Source organism: Methanobacterium sp. CWC-01 (assembly GCF_030323845.1).
GTDB classification, from domain to species: domain Archaea; phylum Methanobacteriota; class Methanobacteria; order Methanobacteriales; family Methanobacteriaceae; genus Methanobacterium; species Methanobacterium aridiramus.
Map to the genome: position 1 here is coordinate 1814706 of NZ_CP040735.1, position 16188 is coordinate 1830893.

The window sequence follows — 16188 nt, forward strand, 5'->3', positions numbered from 1 at the left end:
TTTTTTAGAAACCTAAATGGCTTATGGCAGTACTTAGATAATAATAGTGGTGATAGCCCAAAATTAGCCCACTTCCTAGATTATCTTTTATAAATCTTACCGGACTAATTAAGGATTTGGTTGTTACCTTCCAGTTGAAGTGGAGGGTCGGGTATGCCCCATACTGAGCAAAAAATTTTAGACGCCGCCTTGAAGGTTTTTGCTGAAAAAGGATATAAGGGTGCCACCACTAAGGTCATTGCCGAAGAATCAGGATTCAGTGAATTTACTCTTTTTCGCAAATTCAAATCCAAAGAAAACCTTCTGGAACTGGTTTTAAGTCAGGGTGCTGAGAATTTGAAAAAGGAATTCTTGGAGATTTTTATCGAGAAGGATTTTGCTGATCACCGCAGTCTGGTGGAGTACCTGGTGAAGAGCCTGGACCAGGTGGTCCGAAACAATTTCCAATTCCTAACTATATCCCTGAACTTGGATGGAGGGATACGAGGGGAGGCTATGAAAGAGTGTATAGACTTATTCACCCGGTACGTTGAAAAAAATCTCCCCGGACAGGAGATTGATTATGGAAGTTTCACCCTTTCCATTTTTGCATTTACCTACATGATTAACCTGGAAATCTATCGAAATTCCGGCATCAATTCCCATGCTCTGGAAGGATTCATAGACAATTTAACGCTTTCTTTTCACTGAAACATCCTTACTGCCTTTTTTTCTTCTTCTAAAGACTTTTTCTCTGCTATTGTAGGGGGATGTCACATTCATGGCGCCTATCCATATTCATGGATTTTATCAATTTACTCCCCAAAAAAATTTATATGTTAGCACTCACTAAGAGGAGTGGGGGGATGAATGGGTAAATTGGGAAGGAATACCTAAACCAATGTGGTTTTTGTGGGAGTGAAGGTTATTCACAATCAGCACTCCTACCATCCCTTAAGGATAATAGCAACCCTTGCTATCTATTTTTAAAATAAATTATTATGGGACAATTTTTAGTGAATCCCTCTAGATATGCATACTATTTTTTGGTTATCTCCCTTAAAAGTTCCTTGATCTCCACCAGTTCCTCCAGGATCTGGTTACCATCCCCTGGCTCCTCTGGGAAGGTTTGCACCGCCAGGGGCTTCCTGCCCCGTACAAAGCCGATGAGGATGTTCCTCAGACTTTCAAACTCCACCACTCCCTGGATAGTTATCTCGGAGGGGTTGCCCCAGGCCTGGTTGGGATTGGAGTAACCAGCAGTCTGGATCTTCACCGTCCCGATGCCCAGGAAGCGAGATATGGGTCCCTGGCTGATGTCCACGTTGGTGATACGGTTGTAGGGCACGATCCCTGTGTTTTTAAACCACACTCCCCGGTGCCATTCCACCTCCTCCTGGTCCAGTTTGTAGCGTATGGTCCCGTAGTACTTGGGGATCCAGTACACCGTGAAAAAGACCACAGCCAGGAAGGATATCACGAAGATAAGGCTCAAAATCGGAGGTCCAAAAAGGTAGGCCGGTAAGATCCCTATTAGAATTCCTACTATCACCAGCAGGGCCAGGTAGATGAAGTACAGGGTTCTAAACTGAGGGGCTGGTTGGAAGTCTTCGCCAAGTTTCCAGGATCCAAATTCCATATTCATCATCACCAACAATATTGACATTAATATTAAATACTACTTACGATAATAAATTATGACGGTGATGGTATATGAATACCAAGGTTTTAGTAGGATTAGCAGTGTTGCTTGTTTTAATTGGAGGAGTTAGTGCTTTTGGATTTTTTTCCCCGGCTGAGAAGACCAGCCCACCGACCCAGAGTTCTGCTCCGGTAGCCCAGGAAAATGTACAGCAAGAGGAAAAAAACACCGTAAATGCCCAGGAACAGGTGTGTGCCAAGTGTGGGGGTAAGGGCTACCTGAAGTGTGGTAAGTGTGGCGGTGACGGACTACTGTGCGGAAACTGTGCCAAGTGTGGTGGTGATGGACAGGTCTATTACGATGAGAACTGCCAGGAGCAGCCCAACGTGATGCAGATGCTTAAGGTCCTGGCCTGCCATGAGGCAACCTGCCCGGCCTGTGGAGGAACCGGCGGATCCCAGTCCAAATGTCCTACCTGTGGAGGGGATGGTAAGATCACCTGCCCCGGTTGTGGTGGAGACGGTCACACCTAAAACTATTTATTTTTTTAGATTCCTTTTTTTTATTGAAAATGAAAACTGATTTTCTACCCCAAGAGTTCCAGGTGGAATACGGGCCCTTCCTCTACCCGGAGGAGAGCTTTACTATCCACTTGAGAGATGATGTACTATATTATTCTCCTGATAGCTCAGAAGACAACCAGGAAGAAATATCACCTGCTGAAGAAGAATGGAACCGTTTCTGGCAGGAACTGGATGAACTGGGAGTGTGGGACTGGAATCTTCATTATGACTTGTGTTGCCTGGATGGCACCCGCTGGAGGGTGAAAATAGTCTACAGTGACCTGGAAGTAGAATCCTCCGGGGAGAATGACTACCCCGATAATTTTCTAGGGTTCTGGGAGGCCCTGGAGGAGTTGATGGATCGGGATCTTAAACTAGATATTTAAAGTCACTAATTTTTAGAAAATAAGAGGGGACTACTTCATCCCCGCCACTTTCCCGGCAAACCCGGAGAGCACCTTCTTGGAGAGTCCCTCCACGAATTTCAGGGACCCGGCGCACTCATGCCCCCCGCCATCGATACCGGCCTCGGGTATCTCCTCTGCTAATTTTAAAATAATGGTATTTAAATTGAAGCCGAACTTCTCATTCACCGCATCCGTGGCCCTGATCACCCCAAAGTCCGGTCCATAAGCTAAAGTTAAAATAGGTGTTTCCTCGCCGTGTTTTTGGACCATCTGGTCATGGACGTAGCCACAGGTCTTGCCCGGAGCGGGGTAGGTGAACTTGTGGGCGTACTTCTCCACGTCCAGGACGTTGAAGATGATGCCGTTGGGCAGGTTCTGGGTTTTGAGGTTGGGCATGGCCGCCGCCAGCTGCCACTGGACCCGGCGCTGGGACTCCTTGTACAGGGCATCCACCAGTTTGGTGTGTTTATCCCGGTTTCCCAGGCCCAGGATGGTGTCCATGATACCCCGGCCATTCATGAAGCGCAGATAGAAGGCCTCAAAATCCACAGTAGTAGCAATTTTTTCCAGATCATCCCAGTCATAGCCCTTCTCCGCGGCGATTTCTATGTAACGCTCTGCCTCCGGGGAGCGGGCGTGGTCCCCCACTGCGGCGATGCCGGGCAGGTGTCGGATGCGGTCGGTGACCTCGGGGTTGATCATCCCGGCCAGCTCCACAGCCAGGGCCCCGGCGGTGATCTGACTGTCACCCCCCACCAGGTAGGGGTTCACGTGGACGTCCACGTAGTCATCCACCGCCACCCGGCCATCCTCCACCACACCGGGGTAGTGATGGTCCACCACCACGATCTCCATATCGTAGACCTTGACCTTCATCAAAGCCAGGATATCCTCCTCGGTGGAGCCATTGTCCAGGAGCACCACCAGGGGCAGTTTCTGTCCGTGGCGTTCCTGGTCCTCCAGGGCGAAGCTCAGATCCTTCACCACATCCTCTAGTTCATAGAAGGGGGCCTTGCTGGGGGAGCGGCGGAAGTAGTGCCACTCTGAATCGTTGGCCGGGTTAATATCCTTGATGAGTGGTATAACTGCCTTCTCCACCGCCACCCCAGCGCAGATACCATCGGCATCGGCGTGGTGACGTACCAGGATGCTCCGCCCGTCCAGGATGGCTCGGCGTATGGACTGGGCCGCCCGGGCCAGGAGTGGTCGTAGCTTCTCCAGGGTGGGACTCTCCTGCAGGAGACTGGTGCTCTCCGGAACGGCCCTTTTATCCAGGACCTCATCAATGACCTTCCGGGCCTCGGTGGCCTCTGGTCCGGTTAACCTTTCCAGGTACTCAGTTTCTACCTGTATCTTACCCCCATGGAGGGATACTTCTCCCAGGACCTCCACCATGTGACCGGTCTGGACATGGGGATAAACCCGCTCCCCGGGCTGGTCAAAGGCCGCCGCCCAGGTGATGCCGGTCTCATCGGAGATGGTGAAGATGGTGGGTCCCGTGGTCTGCTGGATCTGGATCACCTCCCCCACCAGGCGCACATCCTTACCCCGGTCCTGGGGGGTGACCTTACCAATGGGGGTGCGGAGTAACTCCTTTTTAAGCTTTACCAGGTGATAAGCCCCGTTAATACGGGCCGGTTCCAGGTCCACCTCACCCCGGTGGGTTTTGATCTCCGTCACCCGGGCGAAGACCTCATCCCCTACCTGGTAGGAGGAGGCCCGCATGCGCATCAGTCCATAGACCTTCTTGGTGAAGGTCACGAACACTCCAAAGTCCACCACCTTGGTAACTTTACCCTTGTAGACGGCCCCCACCTCCAGGTCGCCAATATCACTGGCGGGGTGCAGCTGATAGACCACCTCTTTACTCTGGCAGTCCCCACAGTAGTCACCCTTCTCTATCTCTTTCCCACACTTCTGGCAGTAGTTAAGCTCTCCCTGCCCATCACAGGCCGGACAGGTTTGGGTTACTTCCACCTCACCCTTGCCCTTACACACCGAGCAGGGCACCTCTTCATCCACATCCAGCTGGTACCTTTCCCGGGCGCCCTTGGACAGTCCCTTCACATGATCCTGCAGGTCTACCTGGTCTCCTACTCCGGTTCCATGGCAGGCTTCGCAGATCTGGTAACTGGTAACCAGGTATCCTTTACCTTTACACTCTAAACAAGTCTTCTTCATGTTAATCCTCAAAAAAATCAGTAAATTAAAATATAATAATTATTTGAACAGGGCCACATTCTGCTGCACCAGCTGGTCCTTCTGGGTGGCCAGGGCCACCGACTGTTTCATGTAGTCATTGGCCAGGTCCAGGTGCTGGTTGGCATTGGTGGTTTCATTACCCTGCAGGTAGGGTATGGCCATCTTCAACTCGCTGGTGGCATTCAGCCGCAGGTCCAGTTCCTGCAGGGTGAGCTGGAAGTAGTCAATGTAAACCTGCTTTTCACTGTTCCGGGCGTAGATCAAAGCTTCCTGGGTGGATGATCGGCCCAGATCGAATTCGCTGAAGGCGTTGTTACCCTGGGTAAGGGCTTGTTCATACTGGAGCTTGTTGGTACTGGCCACGGCCTGGTTGTAGTAGGAGTCACCCTCCTTCAGATGGTCGTTGATGGTGGAGGCCAACTGGTCCATACGGGATACATCCGAGTTTATACAGCCACTGGAAAATATAACCAGGATCAGTAGTGCCAGAATCAGGGTCCATTTACGCATGTTCATCATCCACGCTTGGTTTGTTAGATTTACTAGGGTTATGGTAGATATCTCACCCTAAGGGTTTATAAATGTTTGAAGTAGTCACTGGATTCTTATAAAAATAGAAAAATGGTGGAGATTTTTAGGATCTCCACAGACCATGGATACTGCAGTAGCTTCGCACACTGATCTGGCTGACTTTATCCGGATCCAGGTCGAACTGGGCCTGGGGCTGGTCTCCGGCTTTAAGGGCCTGTCGGTAGATCTTGCCATCGGCCTTTACTTCGATCCAGTCGATGCAGTGCTCCTCTTCCATGGGATGGGCTATTTCACCCACCTTCACCAGTAAGCCACTGTCAGTTTTCTCCAGGACGGGCACGTGTTTTTCCTGGCCAGTGTCCTCATTCCTCTCCACCAGCAGGGTCATGGGGACCTGGCAGCAGACCAGTTCTCCTTCCCCTCCCTGGAGGATTTCGATGACATTGTCACAAACCTGACAGCGGTACACTTCGCCATTCTCAGCCACGGTATCTTCCCCTAGAACTGTTCGCAGCGTATGTAGAAGTATTCCTGGGGATGGTCACAGGCGGGGCATTCTAGTGGTGCCTCTTTACCCTTACTGGTGTAACCACATTTGGGGCAGGCCCACTCCACTACTTCCTCCTTCTTCTGGAAGGTGTCCTTTTCCACCTGCTCCAGGAGGGCCAGGTATCTTTCTTCGTGATGGCTTTCCGCATGACCAATGGCATTCAAACGGGTAGCCACATCATCTAATCCATCCTCTTTAGCGGCCAGAGCAAATTCAGGGTACATCTCAGCAGTTTCGTAGTGTTCCCCGGCAATGGCGGCTTTGATGTTGGTGGCGGTGTCTCCCAGGGTTAGGGGGGCCTCTGCTTCCACGTGGATAGCATCGGGATCTTCACCCATCTTCTCTTTGATGTCCTGGATCATTTTAAACAGCCATTTAGCGTGTTGTCTTTCCTGTTCAGCAGTCTCCAGGAAGATATCAGCTACCTTGTGGAAGCCTTCCTTTTTTGCAGCCTTGGCATATAAAGTGTAACGATTTCGGGCCTGACTTTCTCCAATAAAAGCCTTGCTTAAGTTTTCTAGAGTGTTTTGCATAGATTTCACCATGACAGAATTTGTAGACTATGATATATTATACTTTCTTAAGTTAGAAAAGAATGTCCAGAAATTCATCTCCGGGATATTGAACCTTAAAATCAGTTAACCAGGGGGTCCATGCCACCGGAGTTTATGTAGATCTCAAAGGAAGTGCCTTCCGTGGTTAAAATTTTAATTTTACCCTTTAACTGTTCAGTGAGGGCCTGGACCAGCTTCAAGCCCAGGGTGGATGTATCCCGGAGGTTAATATCCTGGGGTAAACCCACCCCGGTGTCGGTGCAGGTGATGATAATCTGGCCATCCCTTTCTTGCAGCCGGATGATTATCTTCCCGGTTTTATCATGGGGGAAGGCGTGTTTAACACTGTTGGTAACCAGCTCGTTGATGATGAGGGCGCAGGGTATGGCGGTGTTAATATTTATCCACACCGGTTCACAGTCCATCTCCAGGGTGATCCTCTCCCTGGAGTCTTCGTAGGACCTTAACACATTCACCACCAGGTCCTGAATGTACTCCGCCAGGTTTATGCGGGTGAAGTCCCGGGATTGGTAGAGTTTCTCATGGACCAGGGCCATGGATTGGATGCGGTTTCTGGTTTTCCGGAACAAGTGGAGGGTTTCTTCATCATCGGAACGGTTGGACTGCAGACTGATTAGGCTGGAGATGATCTGCAGGTTGTTCCTAACCCGGTGGTGTATTTCTCTTAAGAGTATCTCCTTCTCCTCCAGGGAGTTTTCAAGTTCCTCCTTGTACTCCACTTCCCGGGTTATATCCTCCATAGTTTCCACCGCACCTATTACTTTTCCCTCAGAGTCCAGGAGAGGAAAGGCCGTCATGTACAGCCATCTACCATCCTTGAGTTTGGGGAAGAATCCGGTGGCACTGTACACGTTGTCCACCAGTTTGGTGCGCATGTGTTTGGTGGAGTACCACTTGAAGATCCCCTTCCGGTCATCTTCCAGTAACAGATCTGCCATACAGGGCCTCTGTTCCGGGTAGAACACGTGCCAGTGATTGGTGGTGCCCAGCACATCCTTCTTCTTTATGCCGGTGAATTTCTCCAGGGCCTGGTTCCAGTAAACCACCTCATGATCAGTGCCGATAACGAAGGTGGGTATGGGGGAGCCGTTGATTATGCTCTCCAATCTTTTTTCGTTGTTCAAAAGACTTCGGTAGATCTTCTTCCGTACCTCGATTTCCTGGGATAGTTGCCGATTGATTTCACCCAGCTCCCGGGTTCTCTCCTCCACCATGTTCTCCAGGTTTTCCCGGTGCCGGGCCAACTGGAATTCCACCTTTTTCCGACTGTCAATGTCACGCATAACCAGTAAAAAACCATTTTCATTCTGGTTTTCATCTAGAAATGGGTTGATGATGGATTCCAGCCAATGGTAATCATCGGTCACAGTTTGGCACCGGAATTCTTCCCGGGCACTGGCGGAGGATGATTTAACACCTTCCAGGGCCAGGGTCATGTGATCTGTATCCTGGGGGTGCACCAGTTGGAAGAACTTGCTCACTGGCTGTTCCAGGAAGTCCTGGTAATGGTATCCCAGAATTTTAAAGATGGAGCTGCTAAGGTACTGGATCTGGTCCTGGCCATCGACCTGCATCACCATGTCCTGTATGTTCTCGGTTATTAGACGTAGCTGAGCTTCTCTCTTTTCCAGGGATCTGGCGGCCCTTTCCAGGTCCCGGGTTTCTTCAACTTCATCTAATGCCCTTTTGATGGTATAGGGTAACTTGGAGATGTTGTTTTTGAAAACATAATCTTTAGCACCTTCCCTTAAGACTTCGGTTACGAATTCTCCCCCAATTTTACCGCTTAAAAAGATGAAGGGAACCTGGGGGATCTCCTGTCGGGCGATCTTCAGGGCGGACTTACCATCGAAGGAGGGCAGGGAATGGTCGGCCAGGATGAGGTGCGGTTCAAATTCATGGATCCCCCTCCGGAATTCTGCCTCAGTTTCCACCCTTAAAGAGGAGAAGGGAATATTTTCACGCTCAAGTTCCCTCTCTGCCAGTTCAGCATCGAAGGGAACATCTTCCAGCATCATTATCCTTATTTTTTCCATTAAACCACGACTAAAGTACCAGAATCTAAGGATTAATGTTACTATATCTGCTATTATTTATTAACTTTTTTATAAAACCTCCAAATAACCCCTTAGCATCATTATTAATCCATCCCGGTTAGACCGAATAAAAACCAGCCGGAATTACAGGGAGGATATGGTCCTCAACTTCAAATCCCGCCGATGATATGCCAGAGTGTATGCACCAAACTTTATTTCTGGTAAGGAGTTCCTGGAAATAATTAATAGGAATGGTGGTTATAATTGCTGTTATGGACGAAGATTACCTAGATTCCAGGACGGCCCAGGACAGTATGATCAGCACCGTGCCCCGGGCACTTCCCCAGGATGACCTGGGAAGTATTAAACAACTCTTATCCACCCAGGCCTGTCAACTGGGAAACATTGACTACATATACGTCATAAATCAACAGGGACATCTAGATGGAGTGCTATCCATTAAGGAGGTTTTGAGCTGCATGGATAGTGAAGTGACTGCTGGAGAAGTTATGAAGCAGGATCTGGTGGTGGCCTCCCCCTCCACCCATCAGGAACGGTTAGTATACCTGGCCCTTTCCCATGGCATAAAGTCAGTGCCAGTGGTGGATGAGGCGGGTCTTTTCCTGGGAGTGGTTCCCTACGATCAGATACTGCGCATCTTCAACCACGAGGTGCAGAGTGACGTGTTTAACTTTGGGGGTATATTCCACAAGGTGGGAGAGGAGTACACCACCATCAAGTCCAGCACCAAGGTGATGATCCGCTCCCGACTCCCCTGGCTGGTGGTGGGAGTTATAGGGGGGACCATGGCCGCGGGTCTTATTGGTAACTATGAAAAACTACTATCAGAGTACATCGTCCTGGCCTTCTTCATACCGGTGATGGTGTACATGAGTGATGCGGCAGGAACCCAGTCCGAGGCCCTTATCATTCGCAGCATGGCCCTGGAGCCTAAAATGTCTATGAAGACCTACTTCTTAAGGGAATTGCAAGTGGCAGCGGTGATAGGGTTGGTATCTGGGGCTCTGGCTGCAGTTGCCTCGCTTTTAGGATGGACCCAACCAGTTTTGAGCATAATTGTGGGTTTTTCCATGTTTCTGAGTGTAATTGCCGCGGTGATCATTGCTACGGTGGCTCCCCTCCTTTTCAAGAAGCTGAAATACGACCCGGCAGTGGCCACCGGCCCACTAGCCACCATAGTCAGTGACATCACCACCCTGGCCATCTACTTCACCACCGCCATGGTCTTAACTGGCATGATCATCTAAGCTATTTTGCCAAGCTGTTTTTATGAATATAATTTTGCATAATATGGCCTAAAAACAACTGATACTGTTGTAAAAAGTTAACAACTAATATGGTTGTATTATATTTTACAACCAATAACGTTGTATATCAGTAGTGGTAAATATTGTTTGATGAAACAAAAGCTCTACCTGTTGTGGGGTGAAACTGCATCCGGGGGGATGGTTGATGATTACCAGTCCCGTTTGGAAGTAATTTGCCGGGTGGTGAACTCCCGGTACAGTAAACACCTGCACACTCCTCTCTCACCCCTAACTCATCCCAGAGGGGTGGGAGCTGTTCTTCTGAATCTATCCCGGGTTTATGATATTCTGGACATAGTCCTGAAGGGCCTCTATCCCCAGTCCATGCGTTTCGTCCTGGTGCACGGCTTCCTGGAAGAGACCTCCGAGAATGATATCAACCAACTAGAGGGACCGGCCCGGGAGAAGGCCAAACAGATGATGGCCCATCTGGAACAGGACGGACTCCTCTTTGAGATGTCGGTGGATCGCAAAGAAACAGATCTGGCCATCTCTGGCCTGGTGAACTCGGTCCAGCTCCTCAAGCAGGGATTATCTGCCAAGAAAAGACGGATCATAAGTGAATATGTGAAGACCGGTAAACAGAGCCTGGCCGCAGAGAACCTGAACATGACCCAGCAGGGAGTTAGTAAAGCCTTAAAAAGCAGTAACTGGCGGGAGATAAAAGATGGGGAGCGAAAACTGCAAAGGGCCTTGGAGATATACTCGGACCGGCTGGGCCGAAAGCAGCGCAGTCTGGATGATTTTTACTGAAACTAGGTTTATTTGGTGAATTAAATATCCACCTACGGACACTGCCCTTATAATGTGGGGGGATGGTGGATGGTTGAGGAACATCTTTATATGCCAGTTCTCCAATATTAGGGTAAGATTATTTAGTTTAGTATCTACAGTATCTGGTAAATTTTAACCTTGTTTACAATTGGAGGAATTAGATTTGCTTCTCTTAATCAGTCCCATTAATACCCAAGAGGCTCGAGAAGCCATTGATGGTGGAGCCGATATAATTGATGTTAAAAACCCCAAAGAGGGGTCACTGGGAGCCAACTTCCCCTGGGTTATCCGTAGCATACGGGAGATCACCCCTAAAGACATGAAGGTAAGCGCCACCCTGGGGGATGTACCCTACAAACCCGGCACCGTAGCCCTGGCAGCAACCGGCGCAGTGGTATCCGGAGCCGACTACATAAAGGTGGGTCTTTATGGCACCCGTAACTATGATGAGGCCCGCGAAGTAATGGATGGAGTGGTCCAAGCCGTAAAGGACCTGCGGGAGGATGCTCTGGTGGTGGCCTCTGGTTACGCTGACGCCCACCGGGTAGGAGCCGTGGATCCCATGGAAATCCCCAGTGTAGCCGCCGATGCCGGTGCTGACTTGGCCATGGTGGACACCGCAGTAAAGGATGGTAAAACCCTCTTTGACTTCATGGACCCGGAAAAGATCACCACCTTCACCGACCAGATCCATGATTATGGATTGAAATCAGCCCTGGCCGGTTCCGTACAAGAGGATCAGCTTAAAATACTCCACGACCTGGGATGTGACGTGGTGGGTATCCGCGGTGCGGCCTGCACTGGAGGGGACCGCAACCAGGGATCCATACACCACCGTGCTGTGTCCCGGCTCAAAAGCCTGGTCAGTGAATTCTGATCTGGTTCATATCCGTAATGGGGAAGGGATGGTCATTGGGGCCATAAAACTTCCCTACTCCAGTTCTGCATTCCCTGTAATTTGTTCATTTATGTGTTAGAGTGTATGAGGTGTTATGTTATGTTCTCCAAGAAACTGAAAAATGCTCCGGAAGGCTTTACATTTGACGACTTTTTGCTGGTACCTGCTGCCTCGGCAGTGGAACCTAAAGACGTGCTTACCAGCAGCAGGGTCTCCCGGAACCATGAGCTTAACATTCCCATCATAAGCTCCGCCATGGACACCGTTACTGAGGCTGAGATGGCCATCACCCTGGCCCAGGAGGGTGGTATGGGAGTTATCCACCGGAATATGACCATCAAGGAGCAGGTGGAAGAGGTTAAGAAGGTCAAACGTTCCTCGGATCTGACCATCCGGGACGTGATCACCATTGACCCCGAGGCCTCGGTAAAGGAAAGCCTGCAGATCATGGACGAAGAGGATGTCAGTGGACTGCCAGTGGTGGATAACGGCACCGTGGTGGGCATCATCAGCCGACGAGACATAACTCCCCTGTTAAACTCCCTGGAACAGATGCAGGTCCGGGAGGTGATGACCGAGGAGGTGGTGACTATCAGCGAATCCACCACCCCCGAGGAAGCCCTGGACATCGCCTACGAGAACAAGGTAGAACGCCTCCCGGTGGTGGACCAGGAGCAGATTGTGGGTATCGTTACCATCCGAGACATCATTGAGCGTAAAAAATATCCTAACGCCTCCCGTGATAAGAAGGGACGATTCCTGGTAGCAGCGGCTACCGGACCATATGACCTGGAACGGGCCATGGCCCTGGACGATGCTGGAGCCGATATCATAGCCGTGGACTGTGCCCACGCCCACAACCTTAACGTGGTGCAGTTCGCTGGTGAAATGAAGGACAACATCCAGGCAGACCTGATCGTGGGGAACATTGCCACCTTTAAAGCCGCCGAGGACCTGCTGGCCCAGGAAGTGGACGGCCTGAAAGTGGGTATCGGTGGAGGTTCCATCTGCACCACCCGTATCATCGCGGGAGTGGGTGTGCCCCAGCTTACCGCCATCAGTGAAGCCGCCGACGCAGCCCAGGACCATGATGTTCCCATCATCGGAGACGGAGGTCTGCGTTACTCCGGGGATATGGCCAAGGCCATCGCTGTAGGTGCGGACTGTGTTATGCTGGGCAACCTCCTGGCTGGAACCGAAGAGGCACCCGGTGAAGTGGTCATTATGAATGGCCGCAAATTCAAACAGTACCGGGGTATGGGCAGTTTAGGGGCCATGACTGGTGGTATCGGCGCCGGAACCGACCGTTACTTCCAGGATGTGAAGGGACCCATGAAACACGCCAAGCTGGTACCGGAGGGAGTGGAGGGAGTAACTCCCTACAAGGGTCATGCCAGTGAAGTTCTCTACCAACTCATCGGCGGATTAAAGGCCTCCATGGGTTACTGCGGAGCCAAGGACATTCAGGCCATGCAGAGGGACACCACCATGTTGCGTATCACTTCCAGTGGAATAACCGAGAGCCACCCCCACGACATGTTCATCACCAACGAAAGCCCCAACTACCCCACCACCCGCCTGATGTAGCTGCTATGAAGTCCTGCATAATCCTCTGCGGAGGCCGGGGAAGGCGAATGGGAAGGGATAAGGGCCTACTACTTTTTGAGGGTAGACCTCTTCTACTCCACATCCTGCAATCCCTGCCCCCCCTGGATGAGATCATCCTGGTACTCCGGGATGAAGAACAGTTTGGATCTTACCAGGAAATTTTAAGCTCATTTAAGGGGAAAGTGAAGGTTTCCTTCGATCGTGAAAGGGACCAGGGCCCTCTGGTTGGACTTTTAACTGGACTATCCGCTTTAGAATCAGAAAAAGCCCTCACCATCCCCTGTGACTCGCCCCGCATTAGTCCTCCCTTTGTGAAGCACATGCTGGAGTACCCCCTGGAAGGTTACGATGCCCTGGTACCCCGCTGGGCCAACGGCCAATCAGAACCATTACATGCCGTTTATAGTAAGAGAAGGACCGTTCCGGTTATAGAACTACTCTTAAAACAGGGAGTGCGGGATGTTAAATCTCTCTTTCAACATCTTGAGGTTTTATACCTGGAGGCGGAGTCCCTGGATCCCCGGGGGGACACCTTTTTTAATCTGAACCTCCCCCAGGATGTGGAGGATTTGGAAAAAAGAAATTAATAATGTAGGATTTCTGTTTATACCTGATTGATTTTATTTTGGGACACATTATCCGCAGTAAATCGCCAACATCAAATGAAGATTACCAAAGTAATCATCAAACGAAGATTACCCAAGTTAAAGCAAAATAAGTCTAATTTTATTAAGAGAACAGTTTCAGGGCTTTATCCCATGACTTAAGACATTTTTAGTGAATTAAGAGTTTTCCTGTATCGTGGTAGGGGTGGTCTTCAGATCCGATTTGTACCGAACCAGGGTTTCTTCCCATCTCCAGGTAAAACTTGTTCACCCTTTCGATCATGTCGATGTAGTCTTTTTTGGTTATACGACAACCGTCGATGACCGTAGACTCAGGGAGTTTACCATTCAAACGTTTAAAATCTATTACCTTTTTTACCATCTGTCGATATTGCTCAGGAGTCAAGCTCTCCATTACATCAACCACGTTTAGTTTTTAGAATATATCATTCCCACCCTTTAAAAAGGTTACGAAATATGAGCCCCTGTTCACAAAAAAGGAATTCTGGGATGGTTCCCAGAAAAAAGTCCATACTCAAGTTCACTCCCTGATCTCCACACTGGCCTCCGGGTCGAAGGGATTCTTCCGCACAGCCAGGGAGAAGAGATAAGGATAATTCACCATCAAATATTCCATATAACGCAGCCACTCATAAATTAAAATGCTATAAACTCGCACCATATCCCCAACCAGGTGCATATAATCTGCTCTGGTTAGATTGGTTAAATCGTGCCTGCTTTCTAGCTCCTCAGTCAGGTGAAAGACGGCTCTCAGTAGATCAGTAAAGGTTTCATGTTCCAGGAGGTTGGGGTTCTCCAGAAGTCCCAGAAGGAACTTCCTGTTTTGCACTAAAAACTCCTTGGTAGTTTCCAGAAACACCAGAGAAGCCGCATCATCGCCACTAATCTTAAGGGTGTAGTCGAATTTTTCAATCTCCCTGATAGCCCGCTGGTAGTCTTCACTGGACCAGTTGGCATTGACCAGGAGGGAGTTGCGTATCTTATCGGTGTCCGGGTCGAAGCTGGTCATCCGGGTTAAAAGTTCGGAGCCCACCTCACTGAAAAAGGTGCCGATGACCATGTTCATCTTCTCCAGCATGACCCTCTTCTCTCGTTCCCCAATGGCAGTTTCTATGAGCAGCACCACAAATAGCACTTCCAGGGGTACGAAGGCCAGGTCAATACCTAGAAGGAACAACTGGTGATGAAGCTCGTGAAATACGAAGTACAGGATGATGTAAAGTATAAAGGATATAAAAACCAGGATTATTCCCAGTTTTAATTTCCAACTCATATTTTTTCCTATTTTCATAATTTATTCTTCCTACGTTATTTAAAATTTTTTCCGTCCGTGGATGATGGCCACCGGGTTCTGGCCCTGCATCATGGTGCCCAGGTTAGTGGGTCTTCCCCGGGCCACGGAGATCTCCACAATCTGGGGGTCCATATCCAGATCTTCCATGGTTTTAAGACTGTATAATTTGGTCTCCAGTAGTATGGCGGTGACAATTATCCTACCCTTTGGTTTCAGTTGCTGATAAGCCTTTTTAATTATCTGTTCCAGTTCACCGCTGCTACCACCCACCACCAGCAGGTCATAGGCGGGTAAGTTCTCCATGACTTCCAGAGCGTCTCCCAGTAACAGTTCCACTCTTCCGGAGGGGTTCAGTTTCTGGAGATTGGTCCGGGTAACTTCCAGGGCCTGGGGGTTCTTGTCCACGGCGTAGACCTTGGCTGCACGTTGGGAGAGCTCCACGGTGAGTCCTCCTGTACCGCAGCCCACCTCCAGCACCACATCGTCTTTTTCCACCCGGGCCTGGCACATCACCAGACAGCGCACTTCCTCCTTGCTGGGTCCAGGAACAGTGGGGTCCTTGTGGAAATCTTCATCTGGGATCATGGCACCTCTTCCCTCCAGCGCCGGTACAGGTGGTGGTCGATGTGCAACACATCCAGGATCTTACCCACCACGAAGTCCACCAGGTCCTCCATACTCTTCGGCTGATGATAAAAGGCAGGCATGGCCGGCAGGATGATAGCACCCTCCTGGGACAGTTTTAACATGTTCTCCAGGTGCACCTGGCGGAGGGGTGTTTCCCGGGGTACGATTACCAGCTGTCGGTGCTCCTTAAGGGCCACATCCGCTGTCCGGGTCACGGCATTACTGGCATATCCCTGGCTGATGGCGGACACGGTCTTCATGGTGGCCGGCACAATCACCATGGACTCAAAACGACACGAACCACTGTTTATAGCAGCGGTAAGGTCTTTAGAATCATATATACGGTAACAGAGTTTCTTCAATTCATCGGGGCTAATATCCAGTTCATAGTCGATTATAATCCGGGCTGGTTCGGTTACCAGTAAAGCAGTTCTCTTTCCGGCTTCTTTAAGGGCTTCCAGAAGTCTGATCCCGTAGATCACACCACTGGCCCCGGTAATGGCCACCACTATCATACTATATCACCATCTGTTTTTGTAAAAGAGTAT

18 protein-coding genes are annotated in these 16188 nt (G+C 49.9%); 8 read left to right on the top strand and 10 right to left on the bottom strand.

Annotation, left to right across the window (positions count from 1 at the left end; translation table 11 throughout):
* The first annotated feature begins 153 nt into the window (after positions 1-153).
* The gene (locus FGU46_RS09925; RefSeq protein WP_286474720.1) at positions 154-690 is read left to right on the top strand and encodes a TetR/AcrR family transcriptional regulator; all 537 of its coding nucleotides are present in this window, start codon (positions 154-156) and stop codon (positions 688-690) included.
* A gap of 328 nt (positions 691-1018) precedes the next feature.
* On the opposite strand, the gene FGU46_RS09930 is transcribed toward FGU46_RS09925, so the two are convergent.
* The gene (locus FGU46_RS09930; RefSeq protein ID WP_286474722.1) at positions 1019-1618 is read right to left on the bottom strand and encodes a PH domain-containing protein; all 600 of its coding nucleotides are present in this window, start codon (positions 1616-1618) and stop codon (positions 1019-1021) included.
* A 74-nt stretch (positions 1619-1692) separates the two neighbouring features.
* Between FGU46_RS09930 and FGU46_RS09935 the strand changes: the two genes are divergently transcribed.
* Together FGU46_RS09935 and FGU46_RS09940 are read left to right on the top strand one after the other, a co-directional pair.
* A complete protein-coding gene (locus FGU46_RS09935) occupies positions 1693-2154 on the top strand; it encodes a J domain-containing protein (protein WP_286474724.1) in 462 nt (153 codons plus the stop codon).
* 38 nt (positions 2155-2192) lie between these two features.
* Complete coding sequence (locus FGU46_RS09940; protein WP_286474727.1) at positions 2193-2570, top strand: hypothetical protein; 378 nt, start codon at positions 2193-2195, stop codon at positions 2568-2570.
* Positions 2571-2600: 30 nt separating this feature from the next.
* Here FGU46_RS09940 and FGU46_RS09945 read toward each other — a convergent pair whose 3' ends face one another.
* From FGU46_RS09945 to FGU46_RS09965, 5 genes are all read right to left on the bottom strand, one after another.
* Positions 2601-4772, bottom strand: a complete 2172-nt coding sequence (locus FGU46_RS09945) for a DHH family phosphoesterase (protein WP_286474730.1) — start codon at positions 4770-4772, stop codon at positions 2601-2603.
* A 39-nt stretch (positions 4773-4811) separates the two neighbouring features.
* Positions 4812-5303: a hypothetical protein gene (locus tag FGU46_RS09950; RefSeq protein WP_286474732.1), complete on the bottom strand. Its 492-nt coding sequence runs from the start codon at positions 5301-5303 to the stop codon at positions 4812-4814.
* 124 nt (positions 5304-5427) lie between these two features.
* Positions 5428-5811 carry a desulfoferrodoxin gene (locus FGU46_RS09955; RefSeq protein WP_286474734.1) on the bottom strand — a complete coding sequence of 128 codons (384 nt, stop codon included), beginning with the start codon at positions 5809-5811 and terminating at the stop codon, positions 5428-5430.
* Between the two features lie 11 nt (positions 5812-5822).
* Positions 5823-6407, bottom strand: coding sequence for a rubrerythrin (gene rbr / locus FGU46_RS09960; protein WP_286474736.1), 585 nt, complete (start codon positions 6405-6407; stop codon positions 5823-5825).
* Between the two features lie 101 nt (positions 6408-6508).
* Entirely contained in the window at positions 6509-8485 is a 1977-nt protein-coding gene (locus tag FGU46_RS09965; RefSeq protein WP_286474739.1) for a PAS domain S-box protein, read from the bottom strand.
* Between the two features lie 272 nt (positions 8486-8757).
* Here FGU46_RS09965 and FGU46_RS09970 point away from each other — a divergent pair, with 272 nt between their 5' ends.
* From FGU46_RS09970 to mobA, 5 genes are all read left to right on the top strand, one after another.
* Entirely contained in the window at positions 8758-9753 is a 996-nt protein-coding gene (locus FGU46_RS09970; protein ID WP_286474747.1) for a magnesium transporter, read from the top strand.
* Between the two features lie 150 nt (positions 9754-9903).
* On the top strand, positions 9904-10566 hold the full coding sequence (locus FGU46_RS09975; protein WP_286474749.1) for a hypothetical protein: 663 nt from the start codon (positions 9904-9906) through the stop codon (positions 10564-10566).
* A gap of 184 nt (positions 10567-10750) precedes the next feature.
* Positions 10751-11464, top strand: a complete 714-nt coding sequence (locus FGU46_RS09980) for a (5-formylfuran-3-yl)methyl phosphate synthase (RefSeq protein ID WP_286474751.1) — start codon at positions 10751-10753, stop codon at positions 11462-11464.
* A 120-nt stretch (positions 11465-11584) separates the two neighbouring features.
* A complete protein-coding gene (gene guaB, locus FGU46_RS09985) occupies positions 11585-13072 on the top strand; it encodes an IMP dehydrogenase (protein WP_286474753.1) in 1488 nt (495 codons plus the stop codon).
* 5 nt (positions 13073-13077) lie between these two features.
* Complete coding sequence (mobA, locus tag FGU46_RS09990) at positions 13078-13680, top strand: molybdenum cofactor guanylyltransferase (protein WP_286474756.1); 603 nt, start codon at positions 13078-13080, stop codon at positions 13678-13680.
* A 187-nt stretch (positions 13681-13867) separates the two neighbouring features.
* On the opposite strand, the gene FGU46_RS09995 is transcribed toward mobA, so the two are convergent.
* The 4 genes from FGU46_RS09995 to FGU46_RS10010 form a co-directional block, all read right to left on the bottom strand.
* Positions 13868-14113 carry a pseudomurein-binding repeat-containing protein gene (locus FGU46_RS09995; RefSeq protein ID WP_286478457.1) on the bottom strand — a complete coding sequence of 82 codons (246 nt, stop codon included), beginning with the start codon at positions 14111-14113 and terminating at the stop codon, positions 13868-13870.
* Positions 14114-14239: 126 nt separating this feature from the next.
* Positions 14240-15010 carry a hypothetical protein gene (locus FGU46_RS10000; protein WP_286474757.1) on the bottom strand — a complete coding sequence of 257 codons (771 nt, stop codon included), beginning with the start codon at positions 15008-15010 and terminating at the stop codon, positions 14240-14242.
* 21 nt (positions 15011-15031) lie between these two features.
* Complete coding sequence (gene cbiT / locus FGU46_RS10005) at positions 15032-15598, bottom strand: precorrin-6Y C5,15-methyltransferase (decarboxylating) subunit CbiT (protein ID WP_286474758.1); 567 nt, start codon at positions 15596-15598, stop codon at positions 15032-15034.
* Positions 15595-16155, bottom strand: a complete 561-nt coding sequence (locus FGU46_RS10010) for a UbiX family flavin prenyltransferase (protein WP_286474760.1) — start codon at positions 16153-16155, stop codon at positions 15595-15597. The genes cbiT and FGU46_RS10010 overlap by 4 nt, the downstream gene beginning before the upstream one ends.
* Between the last annotated feature and the right edge of the window lie 33 nt (positions 16156-16188).